Raw genomic sequence first — 19,790 nt, 5'->3', positions numbered from 1 at the left:
CCCGCCCCCCCGCCCCGCCCCGGGGGGGGGGGGGGGGGCGCCGCGGGGGGGGGGGGGGGCCCGCGGGGGGGGGGGGGGGGGGGGCCGGCGCGGGCGGGCCCCCCCCCCCCCCCCCCCCCCCCACCCCTCTGAGCTGGCGGAGGATAGGGGATTTGAACCCCTGATAGGTTGCCCTGTACACGCTTTCCAAGTCTGTGGACCTTCGTTCGCCGCCGGTCATCGGGATTTCCAACTGCGGCATCGGCTCTCATGCTGACCTCGGTGAGGAGCACGTAACGGCCTCGATCTGTCACGTCCTCGATGACCAGGCCGGACAGGTGAGGGAGGAAGATCTCCAGGCGGGCATCGCCCGCTGGTTGCTCGATCTGCTGCACAATGACTCCGCGGCCGTTTGTTGAGCACACACTTTTGCGCCAGAGCCACTTTTACATGGCCACGGACAATCAGTCTCAGTCCGTCAACCCCCGAGAGACTTCCGGGCGGCACCACCTAGCCATAAGGTCAGTCCGGCCACGATCCTGCCCGTCAGAAGGTTGCCGTCCTCCGGATTGCCGTCGGTGGTCTTCCTCTCCCCGCGCACATGCAGTAGGTGCCACCCGTGTCCTTGCCCGGAGGTCGAGCACCGTGGCGTACTCACGCGGGATCAGGAAGGTGGGCGCGTGAACGGCGTTCAACGCGAGGGAGACGCTGACCGTGCGGACCAGCGGCTCGGTCAGCACCGCCGTCGCCGATTCGAACGCGCCCGCGATCGGTAGCTACGGCGGGTCACCTGGCCGCCGGAGACCGACGGCACCATGGAATCACTACTGAAGGTTGGAGGAAATCTCGCCGGAGGGAGTGACGTCGTAGATTTTGTCCGCGGCGGAGGCGGAAGAGGCGGTCGCAGCGCCAAGGCCGAGCGCGAGAAGACCGGCTGCGGCCACAGCGGCGAGCTTCTTGAGCAGTCTGACGTGTGTCACGAGACCTCCCGTGCGATACGAAGACACAAAGGTGATGGTATTGGACACAGAGATCGCGAGACAAACCTCCATACAGGCTGGGGTATGAGCCTGTGTACGGCGAGAATCGGTCTCCGCGTCAAGGGGCGGGCCGTTTGCGGGTGAACACCTTGCTTGACGACTTGCAGGCCGCCTTCAACCGGAGGTGGAAAGTGCCCCGCGCAGTAGAAGCGCTCATGCTGTCTCGACCCGACGGCGACGCATCCGGCGAGCATCGCTCCGAGCGGCCCGCCCGCACTGCGCAGCGCCAGCCCGATCCCGCCGTGTGGTCAGCCGGTACGGATGCCGTGGGGCAGTCCTGCCGTGCTCTCTCCTGGTGATCAGTAGCCTGACGAGTCTGATGCAAGTCACATGTAAGCCTGCACGTCTAGACATGCATATGTGAACCAAGACGCCGGAAGCCTGCACGAAGACGGCGTTCCACTAGCAATCGCCACAAATGGGCTCGATCATCCTGTTCAATGCCGACTTCGTTGAAGGAGGGCAGCGCTCCTCGTGACGCTGGAGATCAGATTCCTCGGCCCGTGGCAGGTCCTGGCCGGTGACGAACCGGTCCGGTTCGCCGGGCGACGACGAATCGGTGTGCTGGCCAGGCTCGCCCTGAACGCCGGGCAGGTCGTCCACACCGAGCGGATCCTCACCGACATTTGGGGAGACAGCTCCGCGGCGACCGCGGGCAAACAACTCCACATCGTGATCTCCAAAATCCGCGAAATCCTTGCACCGCACACCACCGGAGAGATCATCCAGACCGTGCCCGGCGGCTACCGGCTCGCGCTCGAACCCGACCACATCGACGCCCACCTGTTCGCCCGCCTGGCCAAACGCGCCCGCACCGCCCAGGCGCAAGGCGGCAGCGCCGCCGCGGACGCCCTGTTCCGCACGGCCCTGCAGTTGTGGCGAGGCGAACCACTGGCCGGGCTGACCGACCCCTGGGCACGCATCGAAGCCACCCGCCTGGAAGAGGAACATCGCACCGTCCTGGAAGACCACGCCGATCTCCGCCTCGCCGCCGGCGACCACCACGCGCTGGCCGACGACCTGGCCGTACACGTGCGGGCCCACCCACTACGCGAACGCCCCGCCGCCCAGCTCATGCTCGCCCTGCACCGTGCCGGCCGCCCATCCGAAGCGCTCGCCGTCTACCAGGACACCCGCCGGATCATGGTCTCCGAACTCGGCATCGAGCCCAGCGCAGAACTACGCCGCCTGCACCAGGCCGTCCTGGTCAAGGACCCCGCCCTCGACCTGAGCACCCCGGCCCAACAGGTCACGCTCAGCGAGCCGTACATCCCGGCCGAACTGCCCGCCGACATTCAGGCCTTCACCGCTCGCGCCACCGAGATCGGCTGCCTGCGCACCGCGCTCGGCCCCGCCAGCGGACCTACCCGCGGGCCTGCCATCACTGTGATCGACGGACCTGGCGGCATCGGCAAATCCGCCCTGGCCGTTCACGTCGCTCATGCCATGGCCGCCCGATTCACCGACGGCGTCATCTACCTCAACCTGCACGGATCCACCCCCGGCCTCGACCCGCTGACCCCGGCCCAAGCCCTGCGCCACCTGCTGCACTCCCTCGGCCTGGACGGCACCGCCATCCCCGCCGACCCCGGCGAGGCCGCCGCCCGCTACCGCTCCCTGACCGCGACCTGCAACCTGCTGGTCATCCTGGACAACTCCCGCGACGCCCGCCAGATCCGCCCGCTCATCCCCGCCGGCCCCGGCTGCCGGGTCCTGATCACCAGCAGGGACCCGCTGGCCACCCTGGACAACGCCCACCACCTCCACCTGGGCACCCTGAACGCCGCCGACGCCGCCGCGCTACTGTCCCGCCTGGCCGGACCCGACCGAGTCCACGCCGAACCACAGGCTGCCGAGCGGATCGCCCACCTGTGCGGCGGCTCCCCCCTCGCCCTGCGCATCGTCGGCGCCCGCCTGGCCGCCCGCCCCGACTGGACCCTGTCCGACCTGGAAGTACGGCTGGCCGACGCGACCCGCCGCCTGGACGTGCTGGAATACGCCGACCTGGCCGTCCGCGCCAGTATCGCGGTCAGCCACCACCACCTCCGGGAAGAGCCCGCCGGCCGTGACGCCGCGCATCTGCTGCCCCTGCTCGGACTGACAGGTCTGCCCACCCACACCCCGGCCGCCACCGCCGCCCTGACCGGCTGGCCCCACCACCGCGCCGAAGCCGCCCTGGAACGCCTCCAGGACGCCCGCCTCCTCGAACCCGCCGGACCCGACCGCTACCAGTTCCACGACCTGGTCGGCCTCTATGCCCGCGAACGGGCACACCAGGACCTGCCGGAGGAGGACCGCACCACCGCCGTACGGCGCACGCTCCACCACTACCTGACCACCCTCTGGATGGCGAGCACCCTGCTCAGCGGCGATGCCGTGCTGCGATGCCCGGTCGAGTTGCCCGACAGCACCTTCAAGGACCTGGCGGAGGCGGAACGATGGGTCCAGGACGAGCGGGACAACCTGCTCGCCGCCGCGCAGCAGGCGTTGGTCGGCCCGGACCCGGCGACCGCCGTCGGCCTGGTCATCGGACTCCACTGGCCCTTTTGTTACCAGGGCTGGCACACCCAACTGGCCGACCTCTACGCGCACGCCATCGAGGTAGCCGATCGCATCGAGGCATGGGAGGACAAGGCCCAGCTCCGCAGCTTCCTCGGCTGGGTTTACCGAGACCAGGGCCAATACGACGCCGCGATCGCGCACCTGAAGACAGCTCTCACCGACTGGGACCGCGCGGAACTGCCCCGAAGGAAGGCCGGAGCCCTCAACAACCTCGGCGTCATCAACACGATCGTGGGCCGTCTCGACGACGCGCTCGGCTACCTGGAGTCCGCTTTGACGCTCAACGACGACGCCGAACGCCCTGAGGCCACGGTCGTGCTCCGCAACAACCGGGTCCACGTCTACTACCGTCAGGGGCGCTTCGACGAGGCGATCGCTGAAGCACGCCAGTTGGTGGAACTGGGACCGAAGGTGGGCCCGCTCGCCGATGCAGGCATTGCACACGGTTCGCTGGGCGACGCCTACCGTCATGCCGGTCGGCTGACCGAGGCGGTGGAGAGTTACACGACGGCCGTGCGGCTGCTCCGCGAGTCGGGATATCGCCTGAAGGAAGCCGTGTCGCGCTGGTGGTTCGGCACCACGCTGCACGACCTCGAACGGCACGGCGAAGCACGGCAACAGTGGGAGGAGTCCGTCCGCCTCCTGCGCGACGCCCGCCTGCTCACACCACGGGAGGCGACCGAAATCCTCGCCCAGGCCGTGCCGGAACCACCCCAGCCGATCAAGAATATGCTCTGACCCTCACCCCGGCGCGTGTCACCCATGCCCGGCATTTCGAGCTGTACGAATTCTGGGTGACGGCGGCCGGGCTACGAGGACACTCCGCTCGCCACCGGATCAAGTGCAGGTCCAGCGGTCGGAATGAACCTGTACAAGAAGCTTGGGGTCTCCTCTCGAAGAGAGCTCGAACGGGCTTTCCGTCACACTCCGCCTGAGGGGATGTGAGCGTTGTGGGCGGCGCAGGCGATCTCTTGTCGGCCCGGTTGTGACATGTCCTGGGCGCCGCGATGGTGCCAACTGAGACCGGAAAGCCGGAAGGGGTGTGCCATGATCATGGCACACCCCTTCTGAGCTGGCGGAGGATAGGGGATTTGAACCCCTGATAGGTTGCCCTATACACGCTTTCCAAGCGTGCGCCCTCGGCCACTAGGCGAATCCTCCGCCGACGAGCTTACCGGACTCACAAGGGTGTGCGGACCACGATTTCCGCCGTGGCCTTAACCGTGACCCCCACTGTGGCGACAGGGGAGCGAGCACTGCCGGATCCGGTTAGACTGTCCACGGACCCCTCGCGCGGCGTCATCCTGTGAACCTCCCCAGGGCCGGAAGGCAGCAAGGATAAGCGGGCTCTGGCGGGTGTGCGAGGGGTTCTCTTCGTTGTGAGCCCCTCGCAGGCGGGATGGTCGCATGAGCCTTGCGCTTTACCGCAGATACCGCCCTGGGACCTTCGCCGAGGTCAAGGGCCAGGAGCACGTCACCGATCCGCTGCGGCAGGCGTTGCGTACGGGGCGCATCAACCACGCCTACCTCTTCAGCGGCCCGCGCGGCTGCGGCAAGACCTCCAGCGCCCGGATCCTGGCGCGCTCGCTCAACTGCGAGAAGGGCCCGACACCCGACCCGTGCGGTGTGTGCGAGTCGTGCGTGGCGCTCGCCCCCACCGGCCCCGGCCACCTCGACGTCATCGAGATCGACGCCGCCTCGCACGGCGGTGTGGACGACGCGCGCGACCTGCGCGAACGGGCCTTCTTCGCCCCCGTGTCCGCCCGCTACAAGATCTACATCATCGACGAGGCGCACATGGTGACCCGCGAGGGTTTCAACGCGCTGCTCAAGCTCGTCGAGGAGCCCCCGCCACACCTGAAGTTCATCTTCGCGACGACCGAGCCCGAGAAGGTCATCGGCACCATCAAGTCGCGGACCCACCACTACCCGTTCCGGCTGATGCCGCCGGCGACGCTGCGCGCGCTGCTGGAGGAGATCCTCACCTCCGAGAGCGTTCCCTTCGAGCCGAACGCCCTGCCGCTCGTCGTCCGCGCCGGAGCCGGGTCGGCCCGTGACTCGCTGTCCATCCTCGACCAGCTCCTCGCGGGTGCCGACGACGACGGCATCACCTACGCCAAGGCCGTCTCGCTGCTCGGCTACACCGACGGCGACCTGCTCGACGAGGTGGTCGCCGCGTTCGCCGACCGCGACGGCGCCCGGGTCTTCCACACCGTCAACCGGGTGATCGAGGGCGGCCACGACCCGCGCCGGTTCGCCTCCGACCTGCTGGAACGCTTCCGTGACCTGGTGATCCTGGCCAACGTGCCGGAGGCTGCGGGCAGCGGGCTGCTCGACCGGCCGGCCGACGAGCTGGAGCGTCTGGTGGGGCAGGCCGCGTCGATGGGGCCGGCCGAGCTGACCAGGGCAGCCGAGGTCTTCAACGCGGGTCTCACCGAGATGCGCGGGGCCACGTCTCCGCGGCTGCTGCTGGAGCTGATGTGCGCGCGCGTGCTGCTGCCGGGGGCGGCGCAGGGCGAGGAGGCGCTGCTGGCCCGGCTCGAACGGCTGGAGCGCGGCGGCGCCGTCGCCGCCATGGCCGCCCGCGCCGCGGGCCCCGGTGTCCCGCCGCAGGCGCCCGCCCACCAGCCGCCTCCCGCGCAGCCCTCCCCGCAGCCCTCCGCGCAGTCCTCCGCGTCCGCTCCGTCGCCGTCCGGCGCCCAGGGCGGCTCCCCGGCGGGGCCGCCGTCCGCCGCCGTGGGCGCGGCCGCCGGAAGCGGGCCGGGGTCCGACGGCGCGCAGGCCGGGCGCGTCCCGGGCGGCTCCGGAGGGCAGGACGACTGGCCCGAGCCGGTGCGCCCCGGCGCGGCCACCCCGGCCACCCACACCCCGGCCACCCACACCCCGGCCACCCACACCCCGGCCGCCCACACCCCGGCCGCCCACACCCCGGCCGCCCACGCGCCGGGCCCGGTCGCGTCCGGCACTGGCGCGTCCGGCACCGCCCCGTCCGGTACCGCCCCGTCGGGCACCGGCTCGTCGGGCACCGGTCCGTCGGGCATGGGCACGGGGGCGATCCAGCAGCAGTGGCCCGCGGTGCTCGCCGCGCTCAAGCAGCGCAGCATCGTCGTCTGGGCCAACGTGAGCACCAACGCCCAGGTCGTGGGCGTCGAAGGCAACCTGGTGACGCTCGGGTTCACCCAGGTCGGCGCGATGAAGAACTTCACGGGTGGCGGCAAGGACGCCGTGGTGGCCACCGCGCTCGGCGACGTCCTGGGCGGCACCTGGCGGGTGGAGGCCGTGGTCGGCGGCTCGCCGTTGCCCTCGGGCGGCAGAGGCTCGCACACCGGCCCGCCGCCGGGCCCCGCGCGGTCAACCCAGCAGCAGCCGTCGTCGTCCCAGCCGTCGTCCCAGCAGCCGCCCGTCGCCTCCGGGCCGCACGCCGAGGCGGGGCGCACGAGCTCGCACGGGGCGGCGGGGCGGACGAGCTCGCACGGGGTGGCGCCCGTCGAGGGCGGTGGGCAGGAGCCGGGTCCACCGGTCGGCCGGGCGGCGAACCGGCCGACCACCGACGAGTCGTGGCCTGACGCCCCCGACGACTTCGCCCCCGGCTCCCCGCCCACGCCCGACCCCACCGGCACCACGGGCGCCCTCGGCAGAGGCGCGGTCCCGGCCGGCTCGGGCGGCGCCGCCCCTGCGGACGGGCTGGCTGTCGGAGTGGCCGCGGGTGCCGGTGTGGCCGCCGCGGGCGGGGCGGCTCCGGGCGGGGTGGCTGGTGTGGCCGCCGGTGCGGCCAGCTCGGCCGTGGCCGCGGCGCGGTCGGCCGCCAAGGCGGCCGCTCAGGCCGGTCCGCGTGCTCCGGCACCCCGCCAGGGCGGCTCCGCCGGCTGGCCGGCCGCCGTGCCCGGCCGCCGTCGCGGGCCCGACGCCGACGACGTGGACCCGCTCAACGACGCCGACGCCGACGTGGACGAGCTGTCCGGCATGGCCCTCCTGCAGCGCGAGCTGGGCGCCCAGGTGATCGGCGAGATCGACCACACCTGACCACGGCACCCGGCGGGTTTCTGCGAACCCGGGTGGACGAGTCGTGCCCCTTCGCCGCGTGGGATCCGCTTTCGCGGTCATTCGGCGAAGAGGCGGACCCGGGCCGCGACGGCGCGGTGGTCGGTGGAGGGCAGGCAGGCGGCGATGCGTTCGAGGACCTGGAAGTCGGCCCGGCCGTTGGAGGTCTGCGCGTAGGTCCACAGGTCGTCCGGTGAGCCGCGCAGCAGCAGGCAGGTGCGTACCTGGACCTCCAGCTCGTCGCGTTCGCGGCGGATCTCCGGCGACTCCGAGCGCGGCAGCAGCGGGCCGGGGTAGGCGCGGGCCAGCACCGCCGGGTCGCCGGCCGCCAGCAGGTGGCGCACCTGCAGGAAGTCGGCTTCGACGGGTGAGGTGAGCCGGTACGGCTTGGCGCCGATCGTGCCGCGCAACTGGGTGCGCAGGCGGTGGATCTCGGCTCGGATGGTGACGGGGTTGCCGTCGTCGCCGTACAGGTGGAAGGAGAGCTGCTCGGCGCTGAGGCCGCGCGGGTGGAGGGCGAGCAGGGCGAGGATCTCGGCGTGCCGGAGGGAGAGCGGCAGGCGGCGTTCGTCGAGGACGGCCGTCGGCGGGCCGTCGCCGAGGAGGGCGAGCCGGAGCGTGGGGGGCGCGGCCGAGGGGGCGGAGCGCAGCAGGTAGCCGTCGGCGAACGGTTCGAGCACCGCCACCCGGCCGTCGCGCAGCAGCAGGCGCCCGCCGGGCTCAGGGAGGGGCACGCGCTCGCCGGCCAGCCCGCCGGGGTCGCCGGCGAGGACGCGGCCGGTGGCGGAGAGCAGGATGCCGGGCCGCGAGCGCGCCGACTCGTGGCGGCGGCGCAGCCGTTCGTCGTGCTCGTGCATGCGCAGCGTGAGCTGCGCCTCGGCGAGCCGGGCGGTGGCGCTGACCAGCGCCACGGTGGACGGGTGCAGGCGGGACGCCGTGCCGCTGACGTCGAGGCAGCCGAGCACCTCGCCGGAGTCGGGATCGACGATCGGGGCGGCGCTGCACGACCAGACGTGCAGGACGTGGACGAGGTGTTCCTCGGAGTAGACGTGGACCGGCCGCAGCATCGCCAGGGCGGTGCCGATGCCGTTGGTGCCCATGTGTTCCTCGGTCCAGGCGTGGCCGTCGGCGAGCCCCACCCGGTCGGCGCGGCGCATCACGCCGCGGTCGCCGTCGCGCCACAGGACACGGCCCTCGCGGTCGGTGACCACCATGATGTGCTCCGCCTCGTCGGCCATCCCCGCGAGGGTCTCGGTGAGCATCGGCAGCAGGGCCCGCAGCGGGTGGGAGGCGCGTGCGTCGGCCAGGCCCGCGGCGCCGAACGCCTGGGGAGCGGCCGGGGTGGCGGGGTCGACGCCCGCGTCCAGGGAACGCCGCCAGGAGGCGCCGATCAGCCGCCGCGGCCCGGCGGGCCGCGCCTCCCCCGTCGTGGCCGTCTCGTGAGCGCCGCGAAGGACGCGGGAGTACGCGGCGAGGTCGGCGTAACTCATCGGACACTCCAAGTAGTCGGACCCGTATGGCGAGCATCCGTGCCCGAAGGGGTCCGTGCAAGTCGTTAGAGCCGATCGCGAAACGTGATTGAACGATAGCAACCTGTGTGCAACGTGGGCGGGCCTATGGTTCCATCCAGGCGTCGGCATGGTGCGGCCGCTCCGGTCGGCGTTGTGGCCGGGTCTCGGACACTGGAGGGGGGCCGGGATCCGGCCAGCACATCGGGCCGGTGGCATCCGCCGTTGACCCGCCGGACGGGGGCGTCCGGCGGGCCGATCCCGTTCCGGGGCGAAACACCGGCAGGGCTCCAGTACATGACCAGGCCCAAACACCGTAGGCTCGTGGAGTCAAGAACGCGGAGCCACGAGGAGCGCACGACGGTGAACCCAGGGGATGTCAACCTGCAGCAGCTGCTGGAGCAGGCCCAGCTCATGCAGCAGCAGCTCGTGAGCGCCCAGCAGGAGCTCAACGACGCGCAGATCGAGGGCTCGGCCGGCGGCGGCCTGGTCACGGCCGTCGTCAACGGCTCGGGCGAGCTGCTCGAGCTCAAGATCGATCCGAGCGTGATCGACGCCGCCGACCCGCAGGACACGGCCGACACGATCGCCGACCTGGTGATCGCGGCGGTCCGCGACGCCGTGCGGGCCGCGGCCGACATGCAGCAGGAGAAGCTCGGCCCGCTGGCCCAGGGGCTGGGCGGCGGCGGTCTCGGCCAGCTGCCAGGGTTCTAGGCCATGTACGAAGGGGTCGTCCAGAACCTGATCGACGAGCTGGGCCTGCTGCCCGGCGTCGGTCCCAAGAGCGCGCAGCGGATCGCGTTCCACCTGCTGGCGGCCGACCCGGCCGACGTCAAGCGGCTGGCGCACGCGCTGCTGGAGGTCAAGGAGAAGGTGCGCTTCTGCCGGGTCTGCGGCAACGTGGCCTCCGAGGAGGAGTGCCGCATCTGCCGTGACGCGCGCCGCGACACCCACGTGATCTGTGTGGTGGAGGAGCCGAAGGACGTCGTCGCGATCGAGAAGACGCGCGAGTTCCGCGGCACCTACCACGTGCTCGGGGGCGCGATCAGCCCGATCGACGGCGTCGGGCCCGACGACCTGCGCATCCGTGAGCTCATGACGCGGCTGGCCGACGGCCGCGTCACCGAGCTCATCCTCGCCACCGACCCCAACCTGGAGGGGGAGGCCACGGCGACGTACCTCGCCCGGCTGGTCAAGCCGATGGGCGTGAAAGTGACACGATTGGCCAGCGGTCTGCCTGTGGGCGGTGACCTCGAGTACGCCGACGAGGTGACCTTGGGCCGCGCTTTCGAAGGACGGAGGCTGCTGGATGTCTGACCAGTGGACCGCGCTGGCAGAAGAGATCGCCGGGCACGCGCAGAACTATCTCGACGGGCTGACCAGGGTGGCGGGCGGCGAGGGCGGTGACGCCATCTGGTCGCTGCTGCTCGTGGAGGTCGCCCAGGTGAGCCTCGCGGGCGCCAAGCTGGGCGCCAACGAGGACGTGATCCTGTCGGGCAACTACGAGCCGCCGCTGAGCGAGGACCCCGACATCGACGGGGTGCGCACCGCGCTGGCCGAGCGGCTGGAGGCGGTCGACGACTACGCCGAGGTGTTCGACCCGTACAAGGACACGGGGGTCACTCCGTACCGGCTGTCCGACGACCTGACGGCGGTGGCGGCCGACCTCATCCACGGGCTGCGCCACTTCCAGGCGGGCCGGCCGCACGAGGCGCTGTGGTGGTGGCAGTACTCCTACTTCAACACCTGGGGCAACCACGCGGGGGCGGCGATGCGGGCGCTTCAGGCGCTCGTGGCGCACTCGCGGCTGGACGTGGCGGAGGAGACCACGACGGTCTGATCGCGTCCCACATAGTGGTATGAGCCAGCGGTGTCATGAGAGGCCCCCAGTAGACTGGCAGCTCACAGTCCGAACCGGGAGACTCTCGTGGCGCTCGTTGTGCAAAAGTACGGTGGTTCGTCCGTCGCCGACGCGTCCTGCATCAAGCGGGTCGCGCAGCGGATCGTCGCGACGAAAAAAGCCGGCAACGACGTGGTCGTGATCGTCTCCGCGATGGGCGACACGACCGACGAGCTGCTCGACCTGGCCGAGCAGGTGTCGCCGCTGCCTCCGGGCCGCGAGCTCGACATGCTGCTGACCTCGGGCGAGCGCATCTCGATGGCCCTGCTGGCGATGGCGATCGCCAACCTCGGCCACGAGGCGCGCTCGTTCACCGGCTCGCAGGCCGGTGTGATCACCGACTCCACGCACGGCAAGGCGCGCATCATCGACGTGACGCCGAGCCGCATCCGCGAGGCGCTCGACCTCGGGAGCATCGCGATCGTGGCCGGGTTCCAGGGCGTCTCGCAGGACACCAAGGACATCACCACGCTGGGCCGGGGCGGCTCCGACACGACGGCCGTGGCGCTGGCGGCGGCTCTGGAGGCCGACGTCTGCGAGATCTACACCGACGTCGACGGCGTCTTCACCGCCGACCCGCGCATCGTGCCGGCGGCCCGCAAGATCCCCAGGATCTCGTACGACGAGATGATGGAGATGGCGGCCTGCGGCGCGAAGATCCTGCACCTGCGGTGCGTCGAGTATGCTCGCCGATTCGACCTGCCGATTCACGTACGCAGCTCGTTCAGCACCAAGGAAGGCACGTGGGTCGTCTCCGACCCTTACACCGAAGGAACCGAGATGGAGCAGCCGATCATCTCCGGCGTCGCGCACGACCGGAGCGAGGCCAAGATCACCGTTGTCGGGGTCCCCGACAAGGTCGGAGAGGCTGCCGCGATCTTCAAAACTCTGGCGGACGCCGAGATCAACATTGACATGATCGTGCAGAACGTCTCGGCGGCGGCCACCGGCCGCACCGACATCTCCTTCACGCTGCCGACGGCCGACAGCTCGACCGCGCTCGCGGCGCTGAAGAAGATCCAGGGCGAGATCGGTTACGAGTCGCTGCTGTTCGACGACCAGATCGGCAAGGTGTCGCTGATCGGCGCGGGCATGCGCTCCCACCCGGGCGTCACCGCGACGTTCTTCGCCGCCCTCGCCGACGCGGGGGTCAACATCGAGATGATCTCCACCTCGGAGATCCGCATCTCAGTGATCGTCGGGCAGGACGGCGTCGACGAGGCCGTGGCGGCCGCGCATCGCGCCTTCGATCTCGACGCCGACCAGGTCGAAGCCGTGGTGTATGGAGGTTCCGGACGATGAGCAGGCCCAATCTCGCGCTGATCGGCGCCACCGGTGCGGTGGGCACCGTCATGCGCGACATCGTGTCCAGCCGTGACGACATCTGGGGCGAGGTCCGCCTCGTCGCCTCGCCCCGCTCGGCGGGCAAGGTGCTGTCGGTGCGCGGCGAGGACGTCGTCGTGCAGGCGCTCGCGCCGGAGGTGTTCGACGGCATCGACATCGCCATCTTCGACGTGCCCGACGAGGTGTCGGCCGTGTGGGTGCCGATCGCCGCCGAGCGCGGCGCGATCGCGATCGACAAGTCGGGCACGTTCCGGATGGAGCCCGACGTGCCGCTGGTCGTGCCCGAGGTCAATCCGCTCGACGCGCGCCGGCGGCCGCGGGGCATCGTCTCCACGCCCAACTGCACGACGCTGTCGATGATGGCGGCGATGGGCGCGCTGCACGCCGAGTACACGCTCAAGGAGCTCGTCGTCGCCTCCTACCAGGCGGTGTCGGGCGCCGGCGTGGCCGGCTCGGCCAGGCTGTACGACGAGGTCGAGGCGCTGGCCGGTGACCGCTCCGTCGGCCAGGCGGCCGGTGACGTGCGCAAGGCGCTGGCCAACAAGCTGCCCGACGACTCGCCGTTCCCGGCGCCGATCGCGTTCAACGTGGTGCCGTGGGCGGGCTCGTACAAGGACGGCGGCTGGGCGTCCGAGGAGCTGAAGCTGCGCAACGAGTCGCGCAAGATCCTCGGCATTCCTGAGCTGAAGGTCTCCGCCACCTGCGTCCGGGTGCCGGTCGTCACGACGCACTCGCTGGCCGTGCACGCCCGCTTCGAGCGGGAGATCACCGTCGCCGACGCCCACCGGGTGCTCCAGGCTGCGCCGTCGGTGGTGCTCATGGACGACCCGGCCAACGGGATCTATCCGACGCCGATCGACGTCGTGGGCACCGACCCGACCTACGTGGGCCGGGTCCGGCAGGCGGTCGACTTCCCCAACACGCTCGACCTGTTCGTGTGCGGCGACAACCTCCGCAAGGGCGCCGCGCTCAACGCGGCGGAGATCGCCGAGCTGGTCGCGGCCGAGCTGGCCGAAGGTTAGGACGCCCGGGGCCCCGCGGAAGCGGGCCTCGTCCCGGGGTCCCGCGCAAGCGAGCCTCGTCCTGGCGGCCGGGAGCGAGCCTCGTCCCGGGCCGGGAGCGAGCTTCGTCCCGGCGGCGCCGCACGTGATCGTGCGGCGCCGGTCGGCGTCGCGTGGCACGGGAGTCCCCGCAACCGGGTAACCGGCAGCGCGGGACAACGCTCACGGCGACGTGGTTCGCGGGTATGGCGCTGGTCGCCGGCCCGGGTGTGCGGGCATGGCGATTCCGGCACCGGGGGCGTGTCGCGGGCGCGTCCTCCAGGCTTCGGCCGGGGTGCGGCGGAGCCCGGCTATCGGGTGCCGTGCGTCGGTGGTTCCGGGCACGGCGGAGCCCGGTGCTCACGGTGGTGAACGCGGCGGACGGGGCGCGGGGACCGGGTTCGGCGGAAGCCGCTACTTGAACATGATGTCCCAGTGGTCCGACTCGTCGGCGTAGATGGTGCCGGAGGGCGCGCGGTAGAGGCGGGCGCCGTCGCCGCGGACGCCGTCCGGCTCGCTGTGCTGGGCGATGTACCTGTCGATGCAGGCGTTGTGCGAGATGTCGAGCTTGTAGCCCTGGCCGTGGCTGAAGCGGCCCGGGGCGTGGCCGACCTCGGTACCACCGGTGACCATGATCGGGCAGTCGCTGGCGTGCTTGAGCGCGATGATCCGGGCGATGGTGCCCGTCCGGACGGCGTCCAGCGACGTGCAGGTGGGCACGTGCCGGTCGGTGCAGCGGCCGGTGGACCGGTAGCGCAGACCGGCGCCGAGCAGGTAGGTCGCCGCGTGGGCGTGCGACATGCGCACGGTGGCGTGGCGGTGTTCGACGCGAGCGAGGTCGAGCGGGGGCAGCGCCCGGCGGGCGGTCGCCGGTGTCGTGTCCGCCCGCTTGCCGGCGGCCCTGTGCTGCCTGCCGTCACGACGCCAGTGGCCGTGCCGGTCGGTGCGCCGGTCAGCGCGCTGGTCGCCGTGCCAGTCGCTGTGCTGGTGGACGTGCCAGTGGACGTGCTGGTGGGGGGCGAGGTGCCGGTGCCGGGCGACGTGCCGGTCCAGCGGGACGCGCGGGTGCAGCGGGACGTACCGGTGCGAGACCTGGGCGGCCGTCGCGAGGTGGTACGTCCGAGTGATTATTCGTGGCGCCAGCCGCAACCCGCCGTCGGGTGTCATGGGAGCGGCGGCTGAGGCGACGGGCGCCAGCGCGATTATGGAGATCTCAATGCCGAGGAGCATGGCCACCAAGGGCCGAGCGGTTCCACGTATCCACATGTCGATGCCTTTTCGCGGAAATAGCCCTTCCGCCTGAAAACATCAATCCCATCCTTCACACCGGTCCACCCCCGCCTCACGGGTATTTTTGCCCTGTGGCGGCGATCACCGTGCGGCTCCATGACCTAACGCCGCATGAACCCGTAAAGTGACGAACGTGTCCGAAGCCCGAAACCGAGGATCGGAGAGCACCCGAGAGGTCATCGTCGAGACGGCCTTGCGACTGTTCCGGGAGCGTGGCTTCGAGGCGACGACCATGCGCGCCATCGCCGCCGAGGCCGGGGTCTCCGTGGGCAACGCCTACTACTACTTCGCCGGCAAGGAGGCGTTGATCCAGGCGTACTACGACCGCGCCCAGGCGGAGCACGAGGCCGCCTGCCGCGAGCTGCTCGCCAAGGAGACGTCGTTCGCGGCCCGGCTCAGCGGAGTGCTGCGCGAGTGGGTGCGCGTCTCCGAGCCGTACCACGAGTTCGCGGTGAAGTTCTTCAAGCACGCGGCCGAGCCGACCAATCCGCTCAGCCCGTTCAGCGCGCAGAGCTCGCCCGCGCGTGAGGCGTCGATCGCCATCTACCGGCAGGTCGTCGAGGGCTCGGCCGACCGGATGAACGCCGAGTTGCGCGAGGAGTTGCCCGAGCTGCTGTGGCTGCTGTCGATGGGCATGGTGCTGTTCTGGGTGCATGACACCTCGCCCGGCTGCGAGCGGACGCACCGGCTGATCGACGTCACGGTGCCGCTGGTGGACCGGCTGGTCGGCCTGTCGCACCTGCCGGGGCTGCGGGGCATCACCAAGGACTTCATCGCGGCGGTCCACGAGCTGCGCGCCTGACGCGCTCCCCGGCCTGAAGCCGGAGGCCGGAGGGCTGCCGGCGATTCCGGTGGCGGTGCCCGACCATGGCATACCGCCCGGTTGGTATGGTCCCCCTACCGATGCCTAGGTGGAGGCCGCATGACGCAGAACTGGGGCATGACGATCCCCTTCCAGGACCGCTCGCTCGCCGGCTCGCGCGAGCTCGTCGAGCAACTGCCCGAGCTGGGGTACACCGACGTGTGGTCGGCGGAGGTCAGCGGCGTGGACGGCTTCGTGCCGCTGGCCCTGGCGGCGCAGTGGGCGCGGGGGCTGCGGCTGGGCAGCGCGATCGTGCCCGTCTCGACCCGCGGTCCCGGCCTGCTGGCGATGTCGGCGGCGACGCTGGCCGACCTCGCCCCCGGCCGGTTCACGCTGGGCATCGGCTCGTCGTCGCCGGTGATCGTCGAGCGCTGGAACGCGGGCACGTTCGCCAGGCCGTACGCGCGGACCCGTGACACGCTGCGCTTCCTCAGGCGGGCGCTGGCGGGGGAGAAGGTGTCGGAGACGTACGAGACGTTCGAGGTGGACGGGTTCCGGCTGGAACGGGCGCCGGAGGTGCCGCCGAAGATCGTGCTGGCGGCGTTGCGTCCCCGGATGCTGCGCCTGGCGGCCGAGGAGGCGGACGGAGCGATCACCAACTGGCTGTCGCCGGAGGACGTGCGCACGGTGCGCGCCGAGATCGGACCGGACACGGAGCTGATCGCCCGCCTGTTCGTCTGCGTCAGCGAGGACGCCGGGCGGGTGCGCGCGCTGGCCCGCCGGATGCTGGCGGCCTACCTGACCGTGCCGGTGTACGCGGCCTTCCACGACTGGCTGGGGCGCGGCGAGGTGTTGCGGCCGATGCACGAGGCGTGGGCGGCGGGCGACCGGCAGGGGGCGCTGCGGGCCATCCCGGACGAGGTGGTGGACGCGCTGGTGGTGCACGGCGACGCGGCGACGTGCCGGGCGCGGATCAGGGAGTACGTCGCGAACGGGCTGGACACGCCGGTGCTCGCGCCCGTGGCCGGCGGTGAGGTGCCGATCGCCGAGGCCGTCCGGGCGCTGGCACCGGACGCCCGGCGGGCGGACGCGAGCGGCTGAGGGGAGTCGGGCGGTGGACGACGTGCTGCTGATGGACGCGGTCGGGCAGGCGCGGGCCGTGTGCGAGGGGCGGGTGTCGCCGCGCGAGCTGGTCGAGGCGGCGATCGCCCGGATCGAGGCGCGCGACGGCGAGCTGAACGCGGTCGTCCACCGCCGGTTCGAACGGGCGCTGGCCGAGGCGGACGACCTGCCGGAGGGGGCGCCGTTCCGCGGCGTGCCCATCCTGCTCAAGGACCTCGGCTGGCGGCAGGCCGGCGAGCCGTACAGCGGGGGCTCGCACGTCCTCGACGGGCTGCGGGTCGAACGCGACGGGTACGGAGTCGCCCGGCTGCGGGCGGCCGGGTTCGTGGTGCTGGGCCGCACCAACACGCCCGAGCTGGGCAGCACGATCACCACCGAGCCGGTGGCGTTCGGGCCCACCCGCAACCCGTACGAGCCGGGCCACTCGCCGGGCGGGTCGAGCGGCGGGTCGGCGGCGGCGGTCGCGGCGGGGATGACGGCCCTCGCCACGGCCAGCGACGGCGGCGGGTCCATCCGCATCCCCGCGTCGATGTGCGGGCTGGTGGGGCTCAAGCCGAGCAGGGGCCGGGTCAGCTTCGGACCCGACGGTGGCGAGGGGTGGAGCGGGTTCTCCTGCCCGGGGTTCGTGACGCGGACCGTGCGGGACACGGCGGCGGCGCTCGACGTGGTCGCCGGGTTCCGGCCGGGCGACCCGTACGACGCGCCCGCGCTGCCGGGGCCGCTGGCCGGCGAGGTGGGGGCGGATCCGGGACGGCTGCGCGTCGGGTTCGTCACCCGTCACCCGAGAGGCGACGTGCCCGAGGACCCCGAGGTGTCCACGGCCGTGACCCGCGCCGCGGGGCTGCTGGAGGCGCTCGGTCACGACGTGGTCCCGTCCTGGCCGGAGGCGCTCGGCGACCCGCACTTCCCGCGCCGCTTCGGCGCCGTCGTGGCGAACAACATGGCCGCCGAGATCGACAACATCGGCTTCTGGCGCGGCCGGCCGGTCGCGCCGGAGGAACTGGAGCCGCGCAACGCCGAGCTGGTACGCGTCGGGCGGACGCACAGCGCGGCCGAGCACATCCGCGACGTCCAGTGGATCGACGCCTTCCGCCGGCGGATGGCCGCCTGGTGGGAGTCCGGGTACGACCTGCTGCTGGCGCCGTCGCTGGGCGTCGCGCCGTTCGAGCTGGGCTGGCTCCCGCCGCACGACCTGAGCGTGGCGGGCGGCCGGACGGCACGCGCGGTCGCCTACACCTCGCCGGTGAACGCGACCGGCCAGCCGGCCGTCTCCCTGCCGCTGCACATGTCGCGGGCGGGGCTGCCGGTGGGCGTCCAGCTCGTCGCCGCCGCCGGTCGGGAGGACCTACTGGTCCGTGTCGCGGCGCAGGTCGAGGCGGCCCGGCCGTTCACCCACGCGGCCCTGGCCTGACCCGCTGCCTGACCCGCGCGGAACCAACCGCTGACCAAACACGTTATGTCGTGAGAAGCCAGGGTATGGGGGTGGGCATGAAGGCGAAGGCAGCACGCGCGGCGGCGGCCTGGCGCACGTACCAGGACGTGACCAAGCCCGGCACGCCGGGACTGATGGCGCGGGTGCGGGCGATCCCGCGCCTGATCGGAGCCGTGACGCGCGGCGAGTACGGCGAGATGGGCAGGGGCAAGCTGGCCCTGATGGCGCTCGGCGTGGTCTACCTGATCTCGCCGATCGACGTGGTGCCCGACTTCCTCGTCCTGGTCGGCCTGGCCGACGACTTCGGAGTCTTCCTCTGGCTCATGGGGTCGCTGCTGGGCGAGAGCGGGCGCTACCTCGACCACGAGCGCCGGGTCGTCCAGGGCACGCTGGAGGGTTAGATCTCCTTTCTGCGCGGCCCGTCCAGGGCACGCTGGAGGGTCAGATCTCCTCCATCCGCAGCCACGCCCGCGAGGGCAGCGGGTGGCCGAACAGGCGCGCCGCGTTGCCGTAGGCGACCCGGGCGATGTCGGCGGGCGGCAGCGCGCCGAGGTTGCGGGCCACGGCCTGCTGCGTGTCGGGCCAGGTGGAGTCGGAGTGCGGATAGCCGCTCTCCTGGAGCACGTGGTCGAGTCCGACCGCCAGGCGCACCCCCGACAGGGCGTGGTCGTCGAGCGTGCCGAAGAAGAAGTTGCGGCGCAGCACCTCGCTCGGCTTGAGCCCGCCGTCCCACGCCGCGTCGCCCGCCACCGGGTGGTCGAGCGCGTAGTCGGCCCGTTCGGCCAGCAGCGGCAGCCAGCCCACCCCGCCCTCGACGATGAGGATGCGCAGGTTGGGGAAGCGCAGCGGCACGCCCGACCAGAGCCAGTCGGCGCAGGCGAACATGGCGCTCGTCGGGATCAGCGTGGTGATCGCCTCGATGGGCGTGTCGGGCGAGGGCACCGGCGCCCAGCTCGACGCGCCGGTGTGCAGGGCCACGACCGTGCCCGTCTCCTCGCAGGCGGCGAAGAACGGATCCCAGTGGCCGCTGTGGATCGACGGCAGCCGCACCCGGGTCGGGAACTCGGGGAACACCACGGCCTTGAACCCGCGGGCCGCGTTGGCCCGGATCTCCTTGGCGGCCACGTCGGGATCGGGCAGCCAGGGCAGTTGCAGGCCGATGACGCGCTCGGGGTAGGTGCCGGCCCAGACCTCGATGTGCCAGTCGTTCCACGCCTTGACCAGGGCCAGCCCGAGGTCCTGGTCGCGGGTCCTGGCGAACGGCATGCCGGCCTGACCGGCGAGCATGCCGGGGAAGCAGAGCGCGGCCCAGATGCCGGCCAGGTCCATGTCCTCGACGCGGGCCTCGATGTCGTGGCAGCCGGGGCGCATGTGCTCGAAGCGGATCGGCTCCAGGGTGCGCTGCTCGCGCGGCAGCCCGGCGCCCACGTCCATGGCCGCGCACGGGTAGGTGGCCCCGCCGTAGCGCCACACCTGGTGACCGGCCTCCGTCTCCACGACCTTGGGCGCGACGTCGGCGTACTTCTCGGGTAACCGGCCCTCGAAGACGTCCGGCGGCTCGATCAGGTGATCGTCGGCGGAGATGATCACATAGTCGCGCCGCCTCGGATCGGGGTCGGGGAGCAGCGGCGTAGTCACGCAGGTAACCGTACGACGGCGGGATAACGTCGAACAAGCTGCGACGTCTCCGTTGGATATCCCTGTGACGGATATCCCCGTGTCCTTGCGGA

General features: G+C 71.8%; 16 protein-coding genes, 1 tRNA gene and 1 other RNA gene. 13 read left to right on the top strand and 5 right to left on the bottom strand.

All coding sequences use genetic code 11. The annotated features are described in order from the left end of the window. Positions 1 to 194 precede the first annotated feature (194 nt). Complete coding sequence (locus ACGF0J_RS30985; RefSeq protein WP_393151451.1) at positions 195 to 398, top strand: hypothetical protein; 204 nt, start codon at positions 195 to 197, stop codon at positions 396 to 398. A gap of 405 nt (positions 399 to 803) precedes the next feature. On the opposite strand, the gene ACGF0J_RS30980 is transcribed toward ACGF0J_RS30985, so the two are convergent. Beyond that, positions 804 to 959, bottom strand: coding sequence for a hypothetical protein (locus tag ACGF0J_RS30980; protein WP_393151449.1), 156 nt, complete (start codon positions 957 to 959; stop codon positions 804 to 806). 534 nt (positions 960 to 1,493) lie between these two features. Between ACGF0J_RS30980 and ACGF0J_RS30975 the strand changes: the two genes are divergently transcribed. After that, complete coding sequence (locus tag ACGF0J_RS30975) at positions 1,494 to 4,319, top strand: BTAD domain-containing putative transcriptional regulator (RefSeq protein ID WP_393151447.1); 2,826 nt, start codon at positions 1,494 to 1,496, stop codon at positions 4,317 to 4,319. A gap of 335 nt (positions 4,320 to 4,654) precedes the next feature. Here ACGF0J_RS30975 and ACGF0J_RS30970 read toward each other — a convergent pair. Next, positions 4,655 to 4,742, bottom strand: a tRNA-Ser gene (locus ACGF0J_RS30970). Positions 4,743 to 4,860: 118 nt separating this feature from the next. On the opposite strand from ACGF0J_RS30970, the gene ffs reads away from it, so the two are divergent. Both ffs and ACGF0J_RS30960 read left to right on the top strand, forming a co-directional pair. Continuing rightward, positions 4,861 to 4,958, top strand: an RNA gene (ffs, locus tag ACGF0J_RS30965) — signal recognition particle sRNA small type. A 30-nt stretch (positions 4,959 to 4,988) separates the two neighbouring features. Next, positions 4,989 to 7,604: a DNA polymerase III subunit gamma and tau gene (locus ACGF0J_RS30960; protein ID WP_393151445.1), complete on the top strand. Its 2,616-nt coding sequence runs from the start codon at positions 4,989 to 4,991 to the stop codon at positions 7,602 to 7,604. 77 nt (positions 7,605 to 7,681) lie between these two features. Here ACGF0J_RS30960 and ACGF0J_RS30955 read toward each other — a convergent pair whose 3' ends face one another. After that, on the bottom strand, positions 7,682 to 9,112 hold the full coding sequence (locus ACGF0J_RS30955) for a GAF domain-containing protein (protein WP_393151443.1): 1,431 nt from the start codon (positions 9,110 to 9,112) through the stop codon (positions 7,682 to 7,684). Between the two features lie 381 nt (positions 9,113 to 9,493). Here ACGF0J_RS30955 and ACGF0J_RS30950 point away from each other — a divergent pair, with 381 nt between their 5' ends. The 5 genes from ACGF0J_RS30950 (at position 9,494) to ACGF0J_RS30930 (ending at position 13,396) form a co-directional block, all read left to right on the top strand. Continuing rightward, positions 9,494 to 9,844: a YbaB/EbfC family nucleoid-associated protein gene (locus ACGF0J_RS30950; protein ID WP_393151441.1), complete on the top strand. Its 351-nt coding sequence runs from the start codon at positions 9,494 to 9,496 to the stop codon at positions 9,842 to 9,844. Between the two features lie 3 nt (positions 9,845 to 9,847). Then, a complete protein-coding gene (gene recR / locus ACGF0J_RS30945) occupies positions 9,848 to 10,447 on the top strand; it encodes a recombination mediator RecR (protein WP_101787599.1) in 600 nt (199 codons plus the stop codon). Beyond that, positions 10,440 to 10,970: a DUF5063 domain-containing protein gene (locus tag ACGF0J_RS30940; RefSeq protein ID WP_101787600.1), complete on the top strand. Its 531-nt coding sequence runs from the start codon at positions 10,440 to 10,442 to the stop codon at positions 10,968 to 10,970. Before recR ends, ACGF0J_RS30940 begins: the two co-directional genes overlap by 8 nt. 87 nt (positions 10,971 to 11,057) lie before the next feature. Beyond that, entirely contained in the window at positions 11,058 to 12,332 is a 1,275-nt protein-coding gene (locus ACGF0J_RS30935) for an aspartate kinase (RefSeq protein ID WP_393151439.1), read from the top strand. Then, positions 12,329 to 13,396: an aspartate-semialdehyde dehydrogenase gene (locus tag ACGF0J_RS30930; protein WP_393151437.1), complete on the top strand. Its 1,068-nt coding sequence runs from the start codon at positions 12,329 to 12,331 to the stop codon at positions 13,394 to 13,396. The genes ACGF0J_RS30935 and ACGF0J_RS30930 overlap by 4 nt, the downstream gene beginning before the upstream one ends. A 432-nt stretch (positions 13,397 to 13,828) precedes the next feature. Here ACGF0J_RS30930 and ACGF0J_RS30925 read toward each other — a convergent pair whose 3' ends face one another. Continuing rightward, entirely contained in the window at positions 13,829 to 14,644 is an 816-nt protein-coding gene (locus tag ACGF0J_RS30925; protein ID WP_393151435.1) for a hypothetical protein, read from the bottom strand. A 193-nt stretch (positions 14,645 to 14,837) separates the two neighbouring features. On the opposite strand from ACGF0J_RS30925, the gene ACGF0J_RS30920 reads away from it, so the two are divergent. The 4 genes from ACGF0J_RS30920 to ACGF0J_RS30905 all read left to right on the top strand — a co-directional run bounded on the left by ACGF0J_RS30920 (position 14,838) and on the right by ACGF0J_RS30905 (position 18,461). Continuing rightward, a complete protein-coding gene (locus ACGF0J_RS30920; RefSeq protein ID WP_101787725.1) occupies positions 14,838 to 15,506 on the top strand; it encodes a TetR/AcrR family transcriptional regulator in 669 nt (222 codons plus the stop codon). A gap of 120 nt (positions 15,507 to 15,626) precedes the next feature. Beyond that, entirely contained in the window at positions 15,627 to 16,607 is a 981-nt protein-coding gene (locus ACGF0J_RS30915; RefSeq protein ID WP_393151433.1) for an LLM class F420-dependent oxidoreductase, read from the top strand. A gap of 13 nt (positions 16,608 to 16,620) precedes the next feature. Further along, entirely contained in the window at positions 16,621 to 18,039 is a 1,419-nt protein-coding gene (locus tag ACGF0J_RS30910) for an amidase (RefSeq protein ID WP_393151431.1), read from the top strand. 77 nt (positions 18,040 to 18,116) lie between these two features. Next, positions 18,117 to 18,461 carry a YkvA family protein gene (locus tag ACGF0J_RS30905; protein ID WP_393151429.1) on the top strand — a complete coding sequence of 115 codons (345 nt, stop codon included), beginning with the start codon at positions 18,117 to 18,119 and terminating at the stop codon, positions 18,459 to 18,461. A 40-nt stretch (positions 18,462 to 18,501) separates the two neighbouring features. Here ACGF0J_RS30905 and ACGF0J_RS30900 read toward each other — a convergent pair whose 3' ends face one another. Beyond that, complete coding sequence (locus ACGF0J_RS30900) at positions 18,502 to 19,698, bottom strand: amidohydrolase family protein (RefSeq protein WP_393151427.1); 1,197 nt, start codon at positions 19,696 to 19,698, stop codon at positions 18,502 to 18,504. Between the last annotated feature and the right edge of the window lie 92 nt (positions 19,699 to 19,790).

This window comes from Nonomuraea sp. NPDC047897 (assembly GCF_043204415.1).
In the GTDB taxonomy this organism is placed as follows: Bacteria; Actinomycetota; Actinomycetes; order Streptosporangiales; family Streptosporangiaceae; genus Nonomuraea.
This window is presented reverse-complemented; position numbering and strand designations above follow the sequence as displayed.

Excerpts from the sequence above, each read along its gene's own strand:
- ACGF0J_RS30925 (WP_393151435.1), bottom strand. The coding sequence starts at position 14,644 with ATGCTCCTCGGCATTGAGATCTCCATAATCGCGCTGGCGCCCGTCGCC.
- ACGF0J_RS30955 (WP_393151443.1), bottom strand. The coding sequence starts at position 9,112 with ATGAGTTACGCCGACCTCGCCGCGTACTCCCGCGTCCTTCGCGGCGCT.
- ACGF0J_RS30940 (WP_101787600.1), top strand. The coding sequence starts at position 10,440 with ATGTCTGACCAGTGGACCGCGCTGGCAGAAGAGATCGCCGGGCACGCG.
- ACGF0J_RS30905 (WP_393151429.1), top strand. The coding sequence starts at position 18,117 with ATGAAGGCGAAGGCAGCACGCGCGGCGGCGGCCTGGCGCACGTACCAG.
- recR (WP_101787599.1), top strand. The coding sequence starts at position 9,848 with ATGTACGAAGGGGTCGTCCAGAACCTGATCGACGAGCTGGGCCTGCTG.
- ACGF0J_RS30930 (WP_393151437.1), top strand. The coding sequence starts at position 12,329 with ATGAGCAGGCCCAATCTCGCGCTGATCGGCGCCACCGGTGCGGTGGGC.
- ACGF0J_RS30960 (WP_393151445.1), top strand. The coding sequence starts at position 4,989 with ATGAGCCTTGCGCTTTACCGCAGATACCGCCCTGGGACCTTCGCCGAG.
- ACGF0J_RS30915 (WP_393151433.1), top strand. The coding sequence starts at position 15,627 with ATGACGCAGAACTGGGGCATGACGATCCCCTTCCAGGACCGCTCGCTC.